The sequence below is a fragment of the Streptomyces sp. NPDC002853 genome (assembly GCF_053591915.1).
Genome location: NZ_JBSFUS010000007.1, coordinates 538,699 through 560,029 on the forward strand (window position 1 = coordinate 538,699; position 21,331 = coordinate 560,029).

General features: G+C 72.8%; 20 protein-coding genes. 19 read left to right on the plus strand and 1 reads right to left on the minus strand.

Translation table 11 applies throughout. The annotated features are described in order from the left end of the window. Positions 1-876: 876 nt before the first annotated feature. The 18 genes from ACWD02_RS21940 to ACWD02_RS22025 all read left to right on the plus strand — a co-directional run bounded on the left by ACWD02_RS21940 (position 877) and on the right by ACWD02_RS22025 (position 19,631). Positions 877-3,033, plus strand: a complete 2,157-nt coding sequence (locus ACWD02_RS21940; RefSeq protein ID WP_451213248.1) for a hypothetical protein — start codon at positions 877-879, stop codon at positions 3,031-3,033. Between the two features lie 223 nt (positions 3,034-3,256). Next, complete coding sequence (gene pelF, locus ACWD02_RS21945) at positions 3,257-4,801, plus strand: GT4 family glycosyltransferase PelF (RefSeq protein WP_451213251.1); 1,545 nt, start codon at positions 3,257-3,259, stop codon at positions 4,799-4,801. Beyond that, positions 4,798-6,237, plus strand: coding sequence for a hypothetical protein (locus ACWD02_RS21950; RefSeq protein ID WP_451213254.1), 1,440 nt, complete (start codon positions 4,798-4,800; stop codon positions 6,235-6,237). The genes pelF and ACWD02_RS21950 overlap by 4 nt, the downstream gene beginning before the upstream one ends. Before the next feature lie 96 nt (positions 6,238-6,333). Continuing rightward, a complete protein-coding gene (locus tag ACWD02_RS21955) occupies positions 6,334-7,335 on the plus strand; it encodes a GDP-mannose 4,6-dehydratase (RefSeq protein WP_363207341.1) in 1,002 nt (333 codons plus the stop codon). An 88-nt stretch (positions 7,336-7,423) separates the two neighbouring features. Next, a complete protein-coding gene (locus ACWD02_RS21960) occupies positions 7,424-8,137 on the plus strand; it encodes a nucleotidyltransferase family protein (protein ID WP_451213257.1) in 714 nt (237 codons plus the stop codon). A 7-nt stretch (positions 8,138-8,144) separates the two neighbouring features. Then, on the plus strand, positions 8,145-9,107 hold the full coding sequence (locus tag ACWD02_RS21965; protein WP_451213259.1) for an NAD-dependent epimerase/dehydratase family protein: 963 nt from the start codon (positions 8,145-8,147) through the stop codon (positions 9,105-9,107). After that, complete coding sequence (locus tag ACWD02_RS21970; RefSeq protein ID WP_451213261.1) at positions 9,104-9,769, plus strand: spherulation-specific family 4 protein; 666 nt, start codon at positions 9,104-9,106, stop codon at positions 9,767-9,769. The genes ACWD02_RS21965 and ACWD02_RS21970 overlap by 4 nt, the downstream gene beginning before the upstream one ends. Beyond that, positions 9,766-10,569 (plus strand): endo alpha-1,4 polygalactosaminidase, encoded by an 804-nt coding sequence (locus tag ACWD02_RS21975; RefSeq protein ID WP_451213264.1) that lies wholly within the window; start codon positions 9,766-9,768, stop codon positions 10,567-10,569. The genes ACWD02_RS21970 and ACWD02_RS21975 overlap by 4 nt, the downstream gene beginning before the upstream one ends. Positions 10,570-10,676: 107 nt before the next feature. After that, complete coding sequence (locus ACWD02_RS21980; protein WP_451213267.1) at positions 10,677-11,063, plus strand: hypothetical protein; 387 nt, start codon at positions 10,677-10,679, stop codon at positions 11,061-11,063. A gap of 115 nt (positions 11,064-11,178) precedes the next feature. Beyond that, entirely contained in the window at positions 11,179-12,360 is a 1,182-nt protein-coding gene (locus ACWD02_RS21985; RefSeq protein ID WP_451213270.1) for a sensor histidine kinase, read from the plus strand. Further along, the gene (locus tag ACWD02_RS21990; protein ID WP_451213273.1) at positions 12,357-13,031 is read left to right on the plus strand and encodes a response regulator transcription factor; all 675 of its coding nucleotides are present in this window, start codon (positions 12,357-12,359) and stop codon (positions 13,029-13,031) included. Before ACWD02_RS21985 ends, ACWD02_RS21990 begins: the two co-directional genes overlap by 4 nt. Before the next feature lie 100 nt (positions 13,032-13,131). After that, the gene (locus tag ACWD02_RS21995; protein ID WP_451213276.1) at positions 13,132-14,109 is read left to right on the plus strand and encodes an ATP-binding cassette domain-containing protein; all 978 of its coding nucleotides are present in this window, start codon (positions 13,132-13,134) and stop codon (positions 14,107-14,109) included. Then, on the plus strand, positions 14,106-14,894 hold the full coding sequence (locus ACWD02_RS22000; RefSeq protein WP_451213279.1) for an ABC transporter permease subunit: 789 nt from the start codon (positions 14,106-14,108) through the stop codon (positions 14,892-14,894). The genes ACWD02_RS21995 and ACWD02_RS22000 overlap by 4 nt, the downstream gene beginning before the upstream one ends. Before the next feature lie 160 nt (positions 14,895-15,054). Next, positions 15,055-16,398 (plus strand): hemolysin family protein, encoded by a 1,344-nt coding sequence (locus ACWD02_RS22005; protein ID WP_451213394.1) that lies wholly within the window; start codon positions 15,055-15,057, stop codon positions 16,396-16,398. Next, positions 16,395-17,411 (plus strand): hemolysin family protein, encoded by a 1,017-nt coding sequence (locus ACWD02_RS22010; RefSeq protein ID WP_451213281.1) that lies wholly within the window; start codon positions 16,395-16,397, stop codon positions 17,409-17,411. Before ACWD02_RS22005 ends, ACWD02_RS22010 begins: the two co-directional genes overlap by 4 nt. Before the next feature lie 154 nt (positions 17,412-17,565). After that, positions 17,566-17,973 carry a GNAT family N-acetyltransferase gene (locus ACWD02_RS22015; RefSeq protein ID WP_451213284.1) on the plus strand — a complete coding sequence of 136 codons (408 nt, stop codon included), beginning with the start codon at positions 17,566-17,568 and terminating at the stop codon, positions 17,971-17,973. Between the two features lie 43 nt (positions 17,974-18,016). After that, complete coding sequence (locus ACWD02_RS22020; RefSeq protein ID WP_451213287.1) at positions 18,017-18,697, plus strand: hypothetical protein; 681 nt, start codon at positions 18,017-18,019, stop codon at positions 18,695-18,697. Between the two features lie 97 nt (positions 18,698-18,794). Beyond that, entirely contained in the window at positions 18,795-19,631 is an 837-nt protein-coding gene (locus ACWD02_RS22025; protein WP_451213290.1) for a DUF1206 domain-containing protein, read from the plus strand. A gap of 54 nt (positions 19,632-19,685) precedes the next feature. Here the strand turns inward: ACWD02_RS22025 and ACWD02_RS22030 are convergent, their stop codons facing one another. After that, positions 19,686-20,282 carry an MBL fold metallo-hydrolase gene (locus ACWD02_RS22030; RefSeq protein WP_451213293.1) on the minus strand — a complete coding sequence of 199 codons (597 nt, stop codon included), beginning with the start codon at positions 20,280-20,282 and terminating at the stop codon, positions 19,686-19,688. A gap of 81 nt (positions 20,283-20,363) precedes the next feature. Here ACWD02_RS22030 and ACWD02_RS22035 point away from each other — a divergent pair, with 81 nt between their 5' ends. After that, complete coding sequence (locus ACWD02_RS22035; protein ID WP_451213296.1) at positions 20,364-21,329, plus strand: GlxA family transcriptional regulator; 966 nt, start codon at positions 20,364-20,366, stop codon at positions 21,327-21,329. Positions 21,330-21,331 lie beyond the last annotated feature (2 nt).

Genomic DNA, 21,331 nt, shown 5'->3' on the forward strand with positions numbered 1-21,331 from the left:
GGGATGAGGTGGCGACGGCAGCGTCCGGGCGGAGGAGGCTCGCGCCCCGACATCCCGCCCGTTCGGGCGGAGGGGCTCGCGCCTCGACATTCCGCCGGGATCTCCGACATCCGCCGCCACCTCCGTGCGTCCGGGTCCCTCACAAACCCATGCGGACACGGGGGATTCGACGGCGGGCGTGTGCTGGATTGGTCGTGTCACCACCTCAGCGCCTGTCACCACCTCAGCGCCGACGCGTTGCCGACGCGTCCACGCTGCTCGTCCTCGACGCCCCGTCCTCAACGCCCTCGTCCTCGGCGCCCCCGACCTCTCGCTCCCACCGACCTCTCGCCCCCGGTCTCGACCGTCCGCCCCCCAGGGCGCATCGAGAATGCAAGAGCGCCCCCTCGCGCGCCCCCCATCACGCCCTGAATTGCGCCCCCCGATGTTCATGGAACGCGCTTGCCGTGCAGGTCAGAACGCGCTTTCCGGAGGAAGGTGCCGCGATGCGGGCCCGGATCGTTTGGCTGAATCGGCGCGGTTCGGAGCGCATTCGATTCCGGTGTCCGCCGGGCGGGCCCAGATCCGGTGCGTGTGCTCGACATCTATCTGGTGCTCGGGGATCTACGACCCCTCTGAGCGGCCACGACGTCCCGGAGCGCCCTGCTCCGGTGTGTCATCTCGTGTCCCGTGACGCTCATTTCGTACCGCTAAGGGTTCGCCATCTTTTTTCCGCCAGGTTTCACAGAATCCGCACAGACCCCACAGGTGGGCCGCACTATGTGACGCGTCAGAGCGACGCGGACACACACTGCGATGTGTGAGCGTGTCGTTGGGGGGCGGGCCGTGGGGTGGAGACACCCCCTCGGCCCGACCGTGGAGGGGACCACGCACCGCATGAATCACACCGCACGAGCGGCGGCTCTCGGCGCCACCGCTCTGCTTCTCGCGCTCTCGCTGCCCGGCAGCCCGGCATCGGCGGCCGAGCTGCCACGCATCGACCTACGCATCCTCGTGGTGACCGACGGAGGCCCCGCCACCGCCGCGATCACCGCCGAACTCGACGGCCAGGGCACGCCGTACACGACCGTCGACCTGCGGCAGAGCGGACGACCGGAGATCGACGCCGCGTTCCTTGCGGACACCGTCGACGGCAGGGCGCGCGCCAAGTTCCAGGCCGTCGTGCTGCCCAACGACAACCCGTTCGCGGCCGGTTCGGCCGAGATGGCCGCCCTCGCCTCCTACGAGCAGACCTACGCCATCCCGCAGGTCGACGCCTACACGTACGCCAGGCCCGAAGCGGGACTGCGGACACCCGAGTTCAGCGGTCCGCTCGACGGGGTGCGGGCCCAGGTGACCGCGTCGGGGAGGAGCGGACCCTTCGGATACCTCGCCGGGCAGGTGCCCTTCGAGGACAACGCCCCCGCCACGAACGAGAGTTACGGCTTCCTGGCCGAGCCCGCGCCGGGCGCCGACTTCACGAGTTACGTGGACGCGCCGATCCCCGGCACCTCGGACCGCGGCTCACTGGTCGGTGAGTACCGCCACGACGGGCGGCGCGAGCTGGTGGTGACCTTCGTCTACAACCAGCACCAGCAGCAGTTCCGGCTCCTCGCCCGCGGCATCGTGGACTGGATGACCCAGGGCGTCCAGCTCGGCTCGTCCCGCAACTACTTCGCCGTGCACGTCGACGACGTCTTCGGGGCCGACGACCGCTGGGACAGCGAGCTCAACTGCACCCCCGGCGACGTGGACTGCCCGCCGGGCCAGGGCACACCCGACCCGATCCGGATGACCGCCGACGACGCGGCCTACGCGGCCCAGTGGTCCAAGGGGCGCAAGTTCCCGCTCGACATGGCCTTCAACGGCGGCGGCAGCGAGCTCTTCCGCGAGGAGAACGGCGGCGCCGACCCCTTGGCGGACCGGCTGATCGCCGACCGGGGCGAGCACCGCTGGATCAACCACACGTACAACCACCCCTTCCTCGGCTGCGTCCAGGACGTCAGTGTCGTGCCGTGGGTGTGCGCGAAGAACGCGGACGGCGGCACACGCTACGTCTCGCGATCGGAGATCTCCCAGCAGATCTCCGACAACCGCAACTGGGGGCAGCGCGCCGGACTCCCGCTCGACAACGACGAGTTGGTGACCGGCGAACACTCGGGCCTCAAGGTCCTTCCGCAGCAGCCCGACGACAACCCGAACCTGGGCCCCGCCCTGCGGGACAACGGCGTGACCTGGCTCGGCTCGGACAACTCCCGGGACCGGGGGCAGCGCCCGGTGGGCGCGGCCCTGACCGTGCCGCGCTTCCCGATGAACGTCTTCTACAACGCGGGCCGCACCAGCGAGCAGATCGACGAGTACAACTGGATCTACACCCGCAAGGCGGACGGCGGCAGCGGTGTCTGTGAGAACTCCTCCGTCGCCACCTGCCTGGAAGCCCCCCTCGACCCCGCCACCGGCTACCAGGACCACATCGTGCCGGTGGAGTCGACGATCGCGATGGGGCACGTCCTGGCGAACGACCCCAGGCCGCACTTCATCCACCAGTCGAACCTCGCCGAGGACCGCATCGCGTACCCCGTGCTCGGATCCGTCCTCGACGCGTACGGCGAGCTGTTCGCGGACAACGCCCCCGTGGTCAACCTGCGGATGGCCGACATCGGCGGCGAGCTGCGCTCCCGCGCGGCCTGGGACACGGCGGTCAAGGCGGGCCGCGTCACCGCCTACCGGATCGGCGCCAAGGTGACCGTCCAGGCCCCGGCGGGCGTGGCGGTCCGTGCCACCATGCCCACCGGTACCGTGCGGCAACTCCTGCTGGGTACCGACCCGTTCGGTTCCGCCTACGCGGGAAGAACCTCCGGCTGGGTGTCCCCGGCGCTCCTCCAGAGCCGCGTCACGCTCAACCTTCCGTCCACGCCGGCCCTGGCCAAGGCGGCCGGAGAGCCCGACATCGCGAAGGCGGCCAGGAAACTGCCCGTGCCGTCCGGCGCCGCCACATACGTGAAGCCAGGCACCGACGGCCACACGCCGCGCGCGCTGCCGGCCCGGCGCTGACCCGACGGTCGCCCCCGGTGGCCGGCCGGCCCCTCCCGGCCGGCCACCGGGCCCGAGAAGTCGCCTCCCCAGCCCCGTCGATCAGGGGCCACACCGCACCACCATCCCCCCGCGCCCGTACGACCCGCATGCCGCCGTTCACGGAACGCGCCCACCCCGGACCACCGGGGCGGGCGTCGCCGTCGGCTCCCTCGCGTTCGTATCTCACCCGCGGAGCCCCACCATGTCCGACTCGTCCTCGCCCGTGCCGATACCGGCACCCTTCCCCGCTCCGTCGCACCGGCCCGCCCGGCCCCGCGTCACCCTGCTGACCGAAGGCACCTACCCGCACAGCCACGGTGGCGTCAGCGTCTGGTGCGACCAACTCGTCCGGGGCATGCCCGACATCGACTTCGGTGTGCTCGCCGTCACCGGCACCGGCCGCGAGAGCCTCGCCTGGGAGCTGCCGCCGAACGTCGACGAGCCCGTCTGTCTGCCCATGTGGGGCCCGACCCCCGCCGGACACGCCCCGCGCGGCCGACGCAGGCGCCAACTCCTCGGCTCCTACGAGCAGTTCCTGACGGCTCTGCTCGACCCGGGCGCCGAGGACGGCTTCGCCCCCGCGCTGCACGACCTCGCCCGGCACGCCCGCGACGGCGCCCTGGCACCCGCGCTGCGCACCGACCGAGCGGTGCACGTCCTGACCTCCGTGTGGAACGTCCCCGGGCGCGCGACCGCCGAGGCGCGGCCGACGCTGCACGACGCGGTCACCGCCACCAGCCTGCTCGAACACGCGCTGCGCCCGCTCGCCGCCCGGCCTCCGGAGAGCGGCGTCGCACACGCGGTGAGCGGCGGCATAGCGGCCATGCCCGGCCTGGTGGGACGCCAACTGCACGGCGTGCCGCTGCTGTTGACCGAGCACGGCGTGTACTTGCGCGAGCGCTACCTCGGTTATCGCACGGGACCGTACAGCTGGCCCGTCAAGGCCCTGCTGCTGGGGTTCTTCCGGCTGCTCGCCGAGGAAACGTACCGCCAGGCCTCCCTGATCACCCCGGGCAACCGCTACAACCGCCTCTGGGAGGAGCGCGGCGGCGCGGAGCGCTCCCTCATCCGCACCGTCTACAACGGCGTGGACCCCGAGGCCTTCCCGCCCGCGGGTCCCGAACCGCTGAACCCCACCCTGAGCTGGGCGGGCAGGGTCGACCCCATCAAGGACCTGGAGACCCTGATCCGCTGCTTCGCGCTGGTCAGGCAGGAGATCCCGGATGCCAGGCTGCGCCTGTTCGGCGGCACCCCGCGCGGCGGCGAGGCCTACCGCGAGCGCTGCGAAGCCCTGGCCGCCGAGCTCGGCCACGGCGACGCGGTGGTCTTCGAGGGCCGCGTCGAGCACATCAAGGACGCCTACTCGGCGGGCAACGTGGTGATGCTGTCCAGCATCAGCGAGGGCTTCCCCTTCACCCTGATCGAGGCCATGTCCTGCGGGCGGGCCACGGTCTCCACGGATGTCGGCGGGGTGCGCGAGGCCGTGGGCCCCACCGGGCTCGTGGTGCCGCCGCGCGCGCCGGAGGCCATGGCGCGAGCCGTCGTCGAACTGCTCCGCGACCCCGCGCGCCGCGCCGCGATGGGCGAGGCGGCCCGGCTGCGCGTGATCGAGCAGTTCACGCTCCGTCAGACGGTCGACGCGTTCCGTTCGATCTACGAAGAGCTGGCCACGCCAGGTCAACAGGGCTTCCAGCAGGCGGAGTTCGCGAGCCATGGCATCACCTTCTCCGGCGAGGTGGCGGGATGAGCGGCCCCCTCCCTCTCAGGCCGCGCGGCGTACACGCCCGCGGCGCGGAGCACGGCGAGACGTACGGCGCCGACGACACCCTCGCCCTGCGCCTGGCGCGTCCGCCCCGCACCGGCCCTCTCGACAACCGGCCCCGCACGCGGCCCGGCGTCGCGCTGCGCCCCGCAAGGGCCGACGACCCCGTGGACCTCCTCGCCGCCGAGCTCGCCGACGAGGCGGGCGCGGCCGTGCACGCCTACGAAGTCGCCGCGCTCCTGGAATCCCAGGGCCTGACCGGCGACAGGATCCAGGAGACCTATGGGCACCCCGACCTGTTCTTGCTGGCCGACGCCGTCTTCCGGCGGGTACCGCGCAGCCATCCGAAGCCGCCTGTGCCGCCCGACCCCTGGCGCCCCGACCACCTGCGCTGCGCCCTGCGCGGACTGCTCTTCGCGCTTCCCGGCACGGCATACGTACTGGCGCAGGGCGCTTGGGGGCCGGCCTCCGGGCTGTACGGGCTGATCGCCGCCGCCCTGGTGTCCTGGGCCTGGTCCCAGGCGCTGAGCCACCGCGCGTACAGCAGGCTCGCGACAGGGCGGCACGAGGCGGGGCGCACCCTGCTGGCCGGCGCGCCGCTCGGCATCGTGGCCGCCTCGCTCACCGGCCTGCTGGTCGCGGGCCCGGGAGCGGCCGCGCTGTTCGCCGTCGGGCAGTCCTGCTACCTCGCCGCGGCCGGGCTGCTCCTGGTGCTCGGCCGCGAGAAGATCCTCGCGGCGGCGCTCCTGCCGGTCGTGGCGGGCGCGGCCGCCCTGCCGTGGTGGCAGCCGCCGCAACTCCTGCGCATCGGGCTGCCGCTGCTCACCGTCCTGCTCGCGACGGCCGCCGCGGGACACGCCCTGCGCTCGGCGCTGCGGGCGACCCCGGTGCCTGGCCCCGCGCCACGCCTCGCGCACTCGCTTCCGTACGGCCTGTTCGGGCTCGCGGCCGGTGTGCTGACCGCGGTGGCGGGACAACAGGAGCCGTACGCCGTCATCGTGCTGACGCTCAGCATGGGCCTCGCCGAGTGGCTCCTCTACCGCTACCGCGGGCTCGCCGTGGCCGCCCTGCACGCCTCGACCACCCCCAGAGGCTTCAGGCTGCGCTCCGCGCGTGCGCTCGCCGTGTGCGGCACCGCCTATCTCGTGCCGCTCGCCCTGGGCGCCGCGCTCGTCGGCGCGAGCGCGACCCGGCTCCTCCTGCTCGGGGCCGTGCTGTGGACCGCGCTGCTCCTCCAGGCGTTCGGCGCGGCCTGGCCGTCCGCCGCACCCTGCCTGGTCGCCGCGGCCCTCGCGACGGCACTGCCGCTCACCGGCACCGTCTCGACGCCCACCGCGCAACTCATCGGCTGCGGCGCCGCCGCGTCGGCGCTCGTCGCCGTCGCCGTCCACCACTTGGGCAGGCCCACGGCGCACGCCTGAGCCGGCCCGCGCCGTCCGGCGCCACGTCCACCGGGCCCTGCCCCCGCCCGGCGCACCACCTTCGTCACCGTCACCGTCCCAGCATCAGGAGCACTCATGGCATCCGCACCACTCGTCGCCGTCACCGGAGCCGAAGGCTTCATCGGCTCGCACCTCACCGAGGCGCTCGTCGCCTCGGGCCACCGGGTCCGCGCGATGGCGCAGTACAACTCCTTCTCCTCCTACGGCTGGCTGGAGACCCTCGCTCCCGAGGTGCTCGCCGAGGTCGAGATCGTCCTCGGCGACGTACGCGACCCCGGCTCGGTCCGCGGCCTGGTCACCGGCGCCGAGACCGTCTACCACCTGGCCGCGCTCATCGCGATCCCGTACTCCTACCAGGCCCCGCACAGCTACGTGGACACGAACGTGACCGGCACGCTCAACGTCCTCGAAGCCGTGCGCCACCTGGAGATCCCCCGCCTGGTGCACACCTCCACCAGCGAGACGTACGGCACCGCGCAGACCGTGCCGATCACCGAGGACCACCCCATCAACACCCAGTCCCCGTACGCCGCATCGAAGGCGGGCGGTGACCGGCTCGCCGACAGCTACCACGCGAGCTTCGAGACGCCCGTGGTCACGCTGCGCCCCTTCAACACCTTCGGGCCGCGCCAGTCGATGCGGGCCGTCATCCCGACCGTCATCGGCCAAGTGGCCTCCGGATCACGGGAGATCACCCTCGGCGACCTGCGGCCGACCCGCGACTTCACCTTCGTCGCCGACACCGCGCAGGCCTTCATCGCCGTCGGCACCGCGCCCGCGGACGCGGTCGTGGGCCGCACCTTCAACGCGGGTACGGGCGGCGAGATCTCCGTGGGCGACCTGGTGCGGCTCATCGGCAAGGTGATGGAGGCCGACCTCGACGTGCGCGAGGACGAACAGCGCATCCGTCCCGCCGCCTCCGAGGTGATGCGCCTGGTCGCCGACGCGAGCCGACTGCGCGCGGCCACCGGCTGGGCGCCCGGGCACGACCTGGAACAGGGTCTGGCGCGCACCGTCGAGTTCTTCCGTGACCCGGCCAACCTGGCCCGCTACAAGACGGACATCTACAACATCTGAGCCGCAGCCGGCCGTCTCTGACGAGTCGTCAACTGTTCCGCGTATTCGGGCACGTGACCATGTGTGGTCATTCACAGGGGAGACAACCATGCACGCAGTCATTCTCGCCGGGGGCAAGGGCGTCCGGCTCCGGCCGTACACCACCGCGCTGCCCAAGCCGCTCGTCCCGATCGGCGACCAGCACGCCATCCTGGAGATCGTCCTTCGCCAACTGGCGAGCGCCGGCTTCACCAGCTGCACCATCGCGATCGGCCACCTGGGCCACATCATCCGCGCGTACGTCGGCAACGGCGCCCGCTGGGGCCTGCGCGTCGGCTACTCCACGGAGGACAGCCCCCTCGGCACCATGGGCCCGCTCCTGACCATGATGGACCGGCTGCCCGAGCACTTCCTCGTGATGAACGGCGACATCCTCACCGACCTCGACTACGCGGACGTCCTGAACAGCCACCGCACGTCCGGGGCGCCGCTGACCATCGCCACGTACGCACGTCAGGTGCGCATCGACTTCGGCGTGCTGACCACCGACTCCGAGCGCGTGGTCGCCTTCACGGAGAAGCCGAGCGTCGACTACCGCGTCTCCATGGGGGTGTACGGACTCTCGCGCGACACGCTCGCCTCCTACACGCCCGGCCTGCCGCTCGGCTTCGACGAGCTCGTCCTCGACCTGCTGAAGACCGAGACCCCGCCGCACGCCTACGCGTTCGACGGCTACTGGCTCGACATCGGACGGCCGGACGACTACGACCGCGCCAACGCGGAGTTCACCACGCACCGCTCCCTCCTCCTCAAGGGAGCGTGAGGGGCCCGTGCGCGTTCTCGTCCTCGGCTCCACCGGATACCTGGGCGGGCACATCGCCGAGCGGCTGCACGCCCTGCCGGGCGTGCGGCTGCTCCGCGGCGGCCGCGCCCCCTCGGACGACCTCCGGGTCGACCTCGCCCACATGACGCCCGCCGCGCTCGCCGAGCAGCTGACCCGGGCCGAGCCCGACGCCGTGGTCAACTGCGTGGGCGCGGTCGGCGGCAGCACGCTGGCCCTCGCCGAGGCCAACGCCCGTGGCCCGGCCGCCCTGTGCGAGGCCATGGGGTCGGCGGCGCCCGCCGCGCGCCTGGTGCACCTTGGCTCGGCCGCCGAGTACGGGCCGGCCGGCATCGGCGAGCGGACGACGGAGGAAGCCTGCGCCCGCCCGGTCGCCCCGTACGGAGCCACGAAGCTGGCCGGCACCCTGGCGGTCCTCGACACGCAGCTCGACTCGCTGGTGCTGCGGGTCACGAACCCGGTGGGCCCCGGCGCGCCCCGGGCCGGACTGCCGGGGCGGCTGACCGCCGAGCTCGGCCGCGCGGTGGCCCGGACCCCGCACGCCACCGTCCACCTCGGCGACCTGTCCGCGTACCGGGACTTCGTCGACGTACGCGATGTGGCGCACGCCGTCGCGCTCGCCGTGACCCTGCCGGGGCGGCTGCCGCGCCTGTTGAACATCGGCAGCGGCCGTGCCGTGCCGGTGCGTGATCTGGTGCACGGCCTGGTCGGCGCCGCGGGCTTCACCGGCCGCGTCGAGGAGTCGCTCGGCAAGGTGGGCCGGTCGGTGGCCGTGCCCTGGCAGTGTGCCGACATCGGTGCCGCGGAGCGGGAGTTGGGCTGGACGCCGACGCACTCCCTGCGGGATTCGGTGACCGCGCTGTGGACCGCGGACGGTGCGCCAAGGACGCGGCCGGAGCGCGCCGACGGGGCCTCGCCGCCGCTCGCGCCGGCCGGCGGTGACCCGCGATGACCCTGCTGGTGCCGCTGTACGTCCACCCTGCCGCGGACCCCGCGGCCTGGCAGGCGCTGGTGGCTGCCGCGCCCCAGTTGTACGGCGTCGTCCTGAACGCCGCCGACGGCCCGGGCGCGGCACCCGACCCCGCCTTCACCGCCGCGTCGCGGGCCCTGCGCGAGGCCGGGGTGCGGGTGCTCGGTTACGTCGACACGGCGTACGGGGAGCGGCCGCTGGCCGACGTCACCGACGACCTGGACCGGCACCGTGCCTGGTACGGCGTCGACGGCTGCTTCCTGGACCAGGTCGCGTCCGGGCGCCGCGAGCTGCGGACCTGCCGGCGCATGGTCCGTTCGGTGCGGGAGCGGGGCGCGGACACCGTGGTCCTCAACCCCGGGGTGCATCCGGCGCCCGGCTACGCCCGCGCCGCCGACCTGCTCGTCACGTTCGAGGGGCACTGGACGACGTATCTGCGCTCGTTCACCGCCCCGTCCTGGACGGCCAAGCACCCGCCGGAGCAGTTCTGCCACCTCGTCTACGGAGTGCCGCCCGCGCTGGCCCGCCTCGCCGGGCGCACCGCCGTACAGCGGGGCGCGGGGGTGCACTGCGCGGTGCCCGGCGCGGGACCCAACCCCTGGACACAGCCACCGCCCCTGCCCGTGGCCGGAGGCACGTCGTGAGGCACGTCGTGAAGCGGCGCACCTCGTGGCCCGGCCCGCTCCTCGTCACCGTCCTGCTGCTCGCCGGCTGCGTGTCCGCGGCACGGGACGGCGACACCCCGGACCGCTGGCGGCCCCGGCCCGGCACGGCCTGGCAGTGGCAGCTCGACGGGCGCGTCGACCCGCGGGTGGACGTGCCCGTCTACGACATCGACGGGTTCGAGAACCGCGCGTCCGACGTGGCCCGGCTGCACCGCGACGGGCGCCGCGTCATCTGCTACATCAACGCCGGTGCCTGGGAGTCCTTCCGCCCCGACAGCGACGCCTACCCCGCATCCGTGCTCGGCCGCGCCAACGGATGGAAGGGTGAGCGCTGGCTCGACATCCGGCGCCTGGACGTGCTGCGACCGCTCCTCGCGGAGCGCTTCGACATGTGCCGCCGCAAGGGCTTCGACGCGATCGAACCGGACCTGCTCGACAGCTACCTCAACCGCACCGGATTCCCCCTGACCGCGCGCCATCAGCTGGCCTTCAACCGCATGGTCGCCCGCCTCGCGCACGACCGCGGCCTGTCCGTCGGCCTGAAGAACGACCTTCCGCAGATCCCGCGGCTCGTGCGGGACTTCGACTTCGCGGTCAACGAGGAGTGCGCCCAGTACGGCGAGTGCGCCTCACTCACCCCCTTTGTCAAGGCGGGCAAGGCGGTGCTGCACGTCGAATACGCCGTGCCCAACGAGAAGTTCTGCGCCCAGTCCAGGCGCCTCGGCCTGTCGTCCATGCGCAAGAAACTGAACCTGGACGCGTGGCGCAGGCCCTGCTGAGGCACGCGCCCGAAGCCGCGTAACCGATGATCTTGCTCTCGCGTTGGTGTGCCGGGACCCGGCAGGTCCTGCCGGGCCATGACACGAAGGCTTGAGGGGCACACATCATGCACGACATCACCAGGAAGACCGCCGCGGGGATCGGGGCCGTGGCCGCGGCGCTGGGCTGTGTCATCGTCTCGGGGCCGTCGGCGGTGGCCGACGGCAAGTGGTGCAACCACTCGGTGTGCATCGAGACGTACGACAGCGGCACCTATCTCGGCAGGGTCGAGGTCTCGGTCACCAACACCAACCAGCCGCACCGCATGAGCGCGCGCGTGTGGACGACCAACGGCTGGAGCAGCAACACCAAGGTGGAGGACGTCGGCGCGTTCCGGACCTACCGCGACCAGGCCTACCCCCAGCGCCACTTCCCCGCGGGCACCCGGCTCTGCGCGGAGGGCTTCCGCGGCGGCGCCAGCGTGGGCCTGCCCTGCGTCACCATCACGGGCTGAGCGCACCTCGGCCGGGACCGCCGCGGGCGGCGGGTCCCGGCCGTGCCGGTCCCTCTGGCGGGTCTACTCCCTGTGTCGTACGCGTCCTGCGCGCGCTGCTCCTATCGTGAGTTTCGTGACCACCGCCTCCCGCTCCTGGCAGCGGCGCCTCCCGTGGCCCCTGACCCCGCAGCTCACGGACCTGGCCGTGGCCGCGGTCGTCGCGCTCCTGACGGGTCTGGACGCGGCGGTCAACGGCCCCGGCCACCGGCAGGCCGACTGGCTGACGTGGCTGTTGTTCGCCGTGTCCGTCGCGGCTCTCCTGGTGCGCAGCCGGTGGCCGGTCGCCGTCACCGTCGTCACCGGGGCGGCCTGCGCGGGCTGGGCGCTGTACGGGCACATCGGGGAGCTGCTCAATCTGCCGGTGATGGTCGCGCTGTACGCCCTCGCCGTACGGGGTGACCGGCGCCGCACGCTGCGGACCGCCGTGGCCGCCGCCCTCGTGTCGGGGACGGTGTCGGTCATCGCGGGCAAGGACGTGGCACAGCCGCAGGGCGCCCCGCTCCTGGAGATGCTCTGGCCCCTCGTGCCGCTGTTGCTCGGTGAAGTGGTGCGCGGGCGGCGGGAGTTGCTGCAGGAGTACGCCGAGCGGGCGGAGCGGGCCGAGGCCGACCGGGAGCGGGAGGCGCGGCGCAAGGTCGACCAGGAAAGGGTGCGCATCGCGCGGGAGCTGCACGACGTCATCGCCCACACCGTGTCGGCGATGACCGTGCAGGCGGGGCTCGCCCTGGACGCCCTCGACAGCAGACCGGAGGTGGCGCGGACGGCGATGAGGCAGGTGCGGACGTCGGGCAAGGAAGCCGTACGCGAGCTGCGGGCCACGGTGGGGGTGCTGCGCGAGGCCCGGCGGACGGCGTCCGCCGCCCCGGCGCCCCGCCTCGCGCAACTGGACGAACTGGTGGAGGGGGTACGCGGCACCGGACCGAGGGTGTCCCTGCACACCGACACGGGTGGCCGGGAGCTGCCGCAACTGGTGGAGTTGGCGGCGTACCGCATCGTCCAGGAGGCACTGACCAACGTGATCAAGCATGCGGACGCCCGGCATGTGGCGGTGTCGGTGGCGATGGTGGGCGAGGGTCTGGCCGTGGAGATCACCGACGACGGCCCGGTGAGCTCCGCGGCCCCGGGCGAGGGGTACGGCCTGATCGGCATGCGCGAACGGGCCACGACGATGGGCGGCGACCTGGAGGCGGGCCCGCTGCCGGGCGGCGGGTGGCGGGTGCGCGCGGTGCTTCCCGTCGAGGGAGGCGCGCGATGAACGGCTGTATCCGGGTGGTGCTGGCCGACGATCAGACCGTCGTCCGTGCGGGGTTTCGCGCACTGCTCGACCTCACCGACGACCTCGCCGTGGTCGGCGAGGCGGCGGACGGCGTCGCGGCCGTGGAGTTGACCCGCACCACCCGCCCCGACGTCGTCCTGATGGACATCCGCATGCCGCGGGCGGACGGCCTCGAAGCCACGCGCCGCATCGTCGCCGACCGCACCCTGGATGCCGTACGCGTCCTGGTCCTGACCACCTTCGAGGCCGACGAGTACGTCTTCGACGCGCTGCGCGCGGGCGCCGCGGGTTTCCTGCTCAAGGACATCGAACCGGACGACCTGCGCACCGCGATCCGCACGGTGGCCGCCGGACAGAGCCTCCTGGCGCCCGGGGTCACGCGCCGGGTGATCGAGGAGTTCGCCCGCCTCAAGGCGCCCGAGGCCCAGGCACTGCGGCTCCTGGACCCGCTGACGGACCGGGAGCGCGAGGTGCTCGCGCTGGTCGGCCGCGGACTCTCGAACGACGAGATCGGCGAACGGCTCCTCATGTCGCCGCTGACGGCGAAGACGCACGTCAGCCGGGCGATGACCAAGCTCGGGGCGCGGGACAGGGCGCAGTTGGTGGTGCTCGCGTACGAGACGGGCCTGGTACGGGCGGGCGAAGCCTGACCCCTGCCCGCCCTTCCCGCCGGCCGCTACTCCCCGGGGAGTAGTCGTCGACTCCCGTGGGCAGATTCCCGGGGCGCCCGGCCTCCGTAGCGTCGACGGCATGATCGAAGCACGGGAACTCACCAAACGGTACGGCGACAAGGCGGCTGTCGACCGGCTCACCTTCAGCGTCCGCCCCGGCCGCGTGACCGGCTTCCTCGGCCCGAACGGCGCCGGGAAGTCGACCACCATGCGCATGATCCTCGGCCTCGACGCGCCGAGCGGCGGCGCGGTCACGGTCAACGGGCGGCGCTACGACCGCCTCACCGCGCCGCTGCGCGAGGTCGGCTCGCTCCTGGACGCCCGGTCGGTGCACGGCGGGCGCACCACGCGCCGGCACCTCCTCGGCCTGGCCCGCAGCAACGGCATCGGCGCGAGCCGGGTCGACGAGGTACTCGATGCGGTGGGCCTCACGGATGTCGCGGGACGGCGGGCCAAAGGGCTCTCCCTCGGCATGGGCCAGCGCCTGGGCATCGCGGCCGCGCTGCTCGGCGACCCCGGCGTACTCATCCTCGACGAGCCGGTGAACGGCCTGGACACCGAGGGCATCCGCTGGATCCGCGACCTGCTCAAGTCCCTTGCCGCGGAGGGCAGGACGGTGTTCCTCTCCAGCCATCTCATGAGCGAGATGGAACTGACCGCCGACCACCTGATCGTGATCGGCCGCGGCCGGCTCCTCGCGGACACGGACATGAGGGACTTCATCGAGACCAACTCCCAGGGCGCCACCCTCCTGCGCACGCCCGACTCCGAGGCACAGCGGATGCGGGCCCTGCTGGAGACGGCGGGCGCCTCCGTGCGCCTGGACGCGCGCGGCGGCTGGCGGGTGGGGGGCCTGAGACCCGCCGAGATCGGCGAGCTGGCCCGCACGCAGGGCCTGGCCATCCACGAACTCACCCCCGTCTTCTCCTCCTTGGAGGAGGTCTACACCGACATGACGCGGACCTCGGTGGAATACCGGGGCACGGCGACGACGACGCGCGAAACCGCAGCGTCCAAGGGAGCCAAGGCGTCCAAGGGAAAGGAACCGGTCCGATGACGACGACAGCGCCCATGACCACGGCGCCCGCCCCGCCCGCCCCCGGCTTCCGCGCGGCACTCGCCTTCGAGTGGACCAAGTTCGCGAGTCTGCGCTCCACGCGCTGGACCCTGCTCGTGACCGGCGCACTGACCGTCGTCGGCGCGGTGTTCGTCGGCCTGAGCGGCAGCCTGCAGCCCGACGACACGGTGCTCGGCGGCAGCCTCACCCTCAGCGTCGTCTCGCTGATGGTCGCGGGCACGGTGGGCGCGCTGACCGTGTGCGGCGAGTACGCGAGCGGCACCATCGCCGCCACCCTCACCGCCGTACCGCGCCGCGGCCGGGTGCTCGCCGCGAAGGCGACGCTGCTGGCCTGCCTGCTGTACGCCACCGGTCTTGTCTCCTGCGCGGTGGCCTATCTCCTCGGCGACGCGGTCCTGGAGGACGGCGCGCACGCCCAGGGAGAGCCGATGCCCGCGCTGCTCGGCATCGCGGGGCTGTTCGCGCTCGTCGGCCTCATCGGCCTCGCGGTCGGCACCCTCCTGAAGCACTCGGCCGGGGCGGTCGTCACGGTGGTCGGCGTACTGCTCCTGCCGTCCCTGTTCGGACCGCTGCTCGGCGACCTCCAGCGCTGGGTCGCGGGCGCGACGCCCACGGCCGCCCTCGAAAAGCTCACGCAGACATCGGACGCGAGCCCGGAGACCGTCGGCAGCCTCGGCGCCTGGCCCTTGCTCGGGCTTGTCGCCGCGTACACCCTGCTCCTCCTGGGGGCGGCGGGGTGGCGGCTGCGCCGAAGGGACGTGTGACCGGGCACTTTGCGATTCTTTTACAGTGGGTGTAGAAGTGAGGCGTACTTCCGCACCCACTGTCGTCGTGAGGCCGGGGTGCCGCGTCTGGCGTGGCGAGCTGCCCCGGTCCCGCCGAGAATGACCGGCACGCCCCTTCGTCGGAACGGAGCCACCGTTGCTGTCCGCCGTCCTCGGTCTGCTCGCCGTCCTCGTCCTGACCGCGGGCACCGGCTACTTCGTCGCGCAGGAGTTCGCCTACGTGGCCGCGGACCGCCTCGCTCTCGCCCGGGAGGCGGAAGCGGGCGACAGGCGGGCCGCCCGTGCCGTCGAGGTCCTCGGGCGGCTCTCGTTCATGTTGTCGGGCGCCCAGCTGGGTATCACCGTCACCGGTCTGGTCGTCGGCTTCCTCGCCGAACCGTCCGTGTCCGGGCTCCTGAAACCCGCCCTGGACGGCACGGGCCTCTCGGACGGCGTCGTCTCCGCGCTCTCCGTGGTCCTCGGCTTCGTCTTCGCCACGGTGCTCCAGATGGTCCTCGGCGAGCTCGCCCCCAAGAACCTCGCGCTCGCCGTCCCCGAGCGGCTCGCGAAATCCCTCGCCGCCTCCACCCTGGCGTATCTCGAGGTCGTCGGCCCCGTCGTCCGCGTCTTCGACGGCGCCGCCAACCGGCTGCTGCGCCGGATCGGCATCGAGCCCGTCGAGGAGCTGCACCACGGAGCCACGCTCGAAGAGCTCAGCCACCTCATCGGCGAGTCCCACCAGCACGGTCAGCTGCCGCGCGAGAGCGCCGAACTCCTCGACCACGCCCTGGAGTTCACCGAGCGCACGCTCGACGAGGTGATGGTGCCGCGGGCCGACGTCACCTTCGTGCGCAAGGACGCCACGGCGGACGAGGCCGTGCGGCTCATCGCCCGCCACGGGCACTCGAACTACCCCGTCATGGGCGACCACCCGGACGACGTCGCGGGCGTCCTCGGGGTGCGCGAGCTGATGCGGCTGCCCGCCACCCGCTTCGACCGCGCCACGGCGGGCGACGAGGCCCGCCGGCCCTTGCTGCTGCCCGACACCCTGCCGCTGCCGGGCGCGGTGGCACAGATGCGCGAGCGTGACGACGAGTTCGCGGTCGTCCTCGACGAGCACGGGGGAGTGGCGGGCATCGTGACGTACGAGGACATCGCCGAGGAACTCGTCGGGGACATCGCCGACGAGTCCGACACCGTCGTCGAACTGGCCGTCGCGGACGGCGCGGGCTGGTTCGTCGACGCGGGCCGCCGCCTGGACGAGGTGGCCGCCGCGACCGGCATCGGCCTGCCCGAGGAGGACGACTACGACACCGTGGCCGGGCTGATCGTCGACCGGCTCGGCCGCTTCCCGGCCATCGGCGACCGCCTGACCGTGGAACTGCCCGACGGCAGCAGCGTCGCCGTCGCCGTACTCGGCCTCGATCGCCACGTCCCCGAGCGCGTACGGATCGAGCGCCTGCCGACGGCGGACGCGCCGACCGCCGAGGGGGCCCCGGCATGAGCTTCCCCCTGGCCCTCTTCGTGACCGTCCTGCTGCTGATCGCCAGCGGCTTCTTCGTCGCCGCCGAGTTCGCCCTCGTCGCCGCCAAACGGCACCGCATGGAACGCGCGGTCGCCGCCGGGCAGCGCGGCGCCAAGTCCGCGCTCGCGGGCATGCGGGAACTGTCCCTGATGCTCGCCGGAGCCCAACTCGGCATCACCGTCTGCACCTTGGGCCTCGGCTCGGTCTCCAAGCCCGCGATCTCCCACGAACTCGACCCGCTCCTGGCGAAGCTCGGCCTGCCCGCCGGGCTCAGTTACGGCATCGCCTTCGCGCTCGCCATGGTCGTCGTGGTGTTCCTGCACATGGTCGTCGGCGAGATGGCCCCCAAGTCCTGGGCCATCGCCCACCCCGAGCGCTCGGCGATGCTGCTCACCCCGCCCTTCCGGGCCGTGGTCAAGGTCGTGCGCCCGCTGCTCACCGTCCTCAACAAGGTCAGCAACGCGCTCGTGCGGCTGTGCAAGGTCACCCCGCGCGACGAACTCACCTCGGTGCACAACCGCGAGCAACTCGCCCACCTGGTCGAGGAGTCGTGGCGGCTCGGCCTGATCAGCGACGCCGACTCCGGCCTCATCACCACCTCCCTCACCGCGCCGCTCACCGCGGTGGGCGACCTGCAGACCGCGGCCGCGCAGATCACGTCCATCACGGCCGACGCGAGCATCGACGAGGTCCTGGAGACGGCCGCAGCGAGCGACCGCACCCGCCTCCTCGTCACGGACGGCGCCACCGTCCTCGGTTCGGTGCACGCCCGTGACGCCCTGGTGGCCCGCGCCCGAAGCCGCGCACTGACCGCCCGCGAGCTGGCGCGCCCCGTCCCCGAGCTCGCCGCGGACGACACCGTCGCCCACGCCGTCGAGGAACTGCGCCGCCGCCGCGCCTCCCTCGCCGTGCTCTGCGACGAGTCGGGCCGCCTCACCGGTCTGGTCAGCCTGGACGACCTGCTCGCCCGCCTGATGGAACCACGGCGGTGATAAACCACGACAGCCGGTCCGAGGCCGCCGATGAGTCCCTTCCCGGCACGCCCGCGACGCCGCGCCCCGGCCCGCCCGAAGCCCCTCCCCGGCACGAAAAGCCACCCTCCGCGGGGATATACGGGGGCCGTTCCCTGTGGCTAGTGTGCTGGCGGTGAAGTTCCGAAGACCGCCTCCTCCCTGTCCGCAGGCGGTCACCTACCGGTGTGCCCCCGCCACGGAGGCGGCGGGCCGCCAGGTCGTCACGCTCCTGGACGCCGGTGGCCGGGAGATCGGACATCTCGTCCACCAGGTGTGCCACCTCTGCGCTGCCGCCCACGTCAGCACCATCGCGGTCGCGGGCCCTTGGCAGGGCCTGGGCCTGGGGCGCGAGGCCCTCCACCGCGCCACGGACCCCTGGCCGGGTTACGCGTGGACCACCTCCCGGCAGTCCGCGGACGGCCGCAAGTTCTTCGCCGCGATGGCGGAGGAGACCGGCATGGATTTCGTGCCGGGCGCCGCGGGATGCCGGCACATCAGCGCCCGGTCACGAGAGTCGAGGACCGGGAGAGCGTCCCTCTGAGGCGCCTGTCAGCCCGGGATCCGCACGCGATAGCGTCACCGCCGTGACGATCAACACGCGTGGGACCGCCACCGACTCCGCCGGGCAGTCCGAGGTGACCGCCGGACAAGGGCGGACCGCACGCCGCGTCACCGACCTCGTCGTATTCCTGATCCCGCCCCTGCTGTTCGTGGTGCCCGTACTGCTGGTCAGGGCCCGGCTGATCGACGACGGATTCATCTTCCTCACCCTGTTCTCGCTCTTCATCAGTGTCCTGGTGGCCTCCTACGCCCACATGGGCTGGCACGCGCGCCCGCACGACGACGGACTGCTGTCCGCCCGCACGCTGACCGGACGGCACACCGTTGACCTCTCCCGGCTCACCAAGGTCGGACGGCTCGAGATGCCGGGTGAAACCAGGGTCGACGACCGGTTGATCCTCACCGACGCACACGGCGTGCGGGTCGTCCTCGACAAGCTCGCGGGCGGTGACGAGACGGTCGACGCCCTGGTGCGCAACGCTCTGCTGAGCAGGCCGCCGGGCGCGGGCGTCGTCGTGTCGGACCGGGCCGCCGAACGCCTCGACCTGCGTACGGAGGTGCGCCGCCCGCACGGCCGCCTCAAGGCGGGACGCACCATCCGCGAGGGGCTCACCGCGTGGGTTCCCCTGCTGTCGTTGCTCGTGTTCGCGCCGGTGGGCTTCGGCCTGCTGGTGGCCGCGTTCCTGCTCTCCGACCTGAGCTGACGTCCCGGGCCCGAAGGCTTTCAGGAATGCCCGGCGGCTGACGGGGGCACTCGGTGACCGGGCGCGTACCGCGCGCAGACGGTTCTGGGAGGACACGATGACGCTGTCTCGAGTACACATACGAGGCTGGAACAAGAAGCCCTTGGCCGGGCGCTCGGCGGAGAACGAATCGCTGACAGCGGCAGGCCGTGCGGGTTTCGTCGCACGGGGTGTCGTCTACGTCCTCATCGGCGCGCTGGCCCTTCAGATCGCCTTCGGCAGCAGCGATGAAGAGGCCGACCGGCAGGGCGCGTTGGCGCAGGTCCGCGAGCAGCCCTTCGGCGAGGTCATGCTGTGGGCGCTGGTCGTCGGATTCGGCTGCATGGCTCTGTGGCGGGGCGCCCGCGCGCTGGGGAGGCGAAGCCCCCACCGCAAGGCACCGTCCCGGGCCCTCGACGGCGGCAGGGCGGTCTTCTACGCCTTCGTCTGCTGGGCCACCGCCACGTACGCGGCCGGGGGGAGCCAGGGTTCCAGCGGCGACGCCAAGTCCCAGGACTGGACGAAGACCGCGCTGGAACTTCCCTACGGCCGCTACCTGGTGGGGGCCGCGGGCTGCGTCCTGATCGGCGTCGGCGTGGTGCTCGCCGTACGGGCGATGATGCGCAGCTTCCTGAAGCAACTGGACCTCGGGTCCCTCAAGGGCCGCAAGCGCCAGGTCGTCACGACCCTGGGCGTGACCGGCGGTGTCGCGCGCGGCGCCGTGTTCGCCGCCGCGGGCGTCTTCATCGCGACGGCGGCCGTCCAGTTCGACCCCGACGAGGCCAAGGGCGTGGACGCGACGCTCCGCAGCTTCTCGCACACCCCCGCGGGCCCCTGGCTCCTTGCCGCCGTCGCGGCCGGCCTCATCCTCTACGGCGTGTTCTCCTTCGCCTCCGCGCGCTGGCGCCGGCTGTGAGGAAACGGGCGAACACGCGAACACGGAGAACACCGCATGCGGCCCCTGGATCGACTAGATCGGCGCCGTCTCGTCGGCCTTGAAGGCGCCACCGTGGCCCGGCACGATCACGTCGGCGGCGGCAAGGACACGCAGTCGTGACGTACGCAGCGTGGCGTGGTCCGGGGACACCGGGTCGTCCACCGGGCCGTTCGGCCGCCACCACAGGTCACCCACGAACGCGATGGTTCCCTCGGTGGTGCCCGCGAGCAGCGTGATGTCCTCGCGGCTGTGTCCCGGCGTGCGGATCAGCCGCAGGGACGAGGCGAGTTCGAAGCCCTCGGCATCCCGGTCCGTCCACTGGTCGTTCTCGTAGATCGCCTTGTGGTCGTGGACCCGGGCCCGCCCGAACAGACCCACGTTCATGGTGTTGTCCGGGTGGTGGTGGCTGAGCACCACATCGGTGATGTCGTCAGGACCCAGGCCCAACTCCGCGAGCGGGCCCAGGATCCGGTCCCGGCTCGCCACCATGCCCGGGTCGACGATCACATGCCGGTCGGCGTCGCGTACGTAGGAGACCGTGGCGGCGACCCCGGGGCCGGTGGAGCCCGTGTAGCCGGTGGTCAGGATCGTGTAGGTGGCGCTCTGGCCGAGCGGTGCGTCTGTCGTCATGCCGATGAGTCTTCCGGTCACGGAGCCAGGCAACGAGTGGCCCTTCTGCCACTGATCGCAGGAAACGTGCCACACTCCCGTATGCCGCCTTTCGTGACCATCGCCGCCTACGCCCCGACGGGCGTCGGCATCCTCGGCGCCGGCATCGTCTCCGAGGTGTTCGACGAGCGGGGACCCGGCCTGCCGCGCTTCGACTTCGCCCTGTGCACCGACCGGCCCGGACAGGTCCGCACCGACGCGGGGGTGCCGATCACCGTGGAGCACGGCCTCGACCGGCTCGCCACCGCCGACCTCGTGATCGCCCTGCCCTGGGCCGACTTCCGTACGCCGCCCGCGCCCGCCGTCCTCGACGCGCTCACCGCCGCCCACGAGCGGGGCGGCCTGGTCGCGGGGCACTGCGTCGGGGCGTTCGCCCTGGCCGCGGCGGGGCTGCTCGACGGGCGGCGCGCGACCACCCACTGGCGGTTCGCGGAACTCCTCGCGGGGCGGTATCCGGACGTCACCGTGGAGGCCGATGCCCTCTACATCGACGAGGGGCAGGTCGTCACGGGCGCGGGTGCGGCCGCGGGCTTCGACCTCAGCCTGCATCTGCTCAGACGGGAGTACGGCGCGGCGACGGCCAACACCATCGCCCGGGACCTCGTCCTGCCCTCCCACCGCGACGGCGGCCAGGCCCAGTACCTCGCCGCTCCCGTCCCCGAGGACTGCGGCGACGACCGTCTCGCCGAGGTGCTCGACTGGGCGCGCGCGCATCTGCACGAGCCGCTGCCGGTAGCGGAGTTGGCCCGCCGCGCCCTGATGAGCAGACGGTCCTTCGCCCGCCGCTTCTCGGCGGCGACCGGCACCACCCCGCACGCCTGGCTGGTCAACCTGCGGCTGAGCAGCGCCGAGGAGCTCCTGGAGACCACGGACCTGCCGGTGGAGGAGATCGCCCACCGGGTCGGGTACGGCAGCGCGGCCGTCCTGCGCGAGCAGTTCGTACGCCGCCGGGGCGTGCCGCCGCGCTCCTATCGCCGCGCCTTCACGCGGGCGCCGGAGCCCTTCTGACG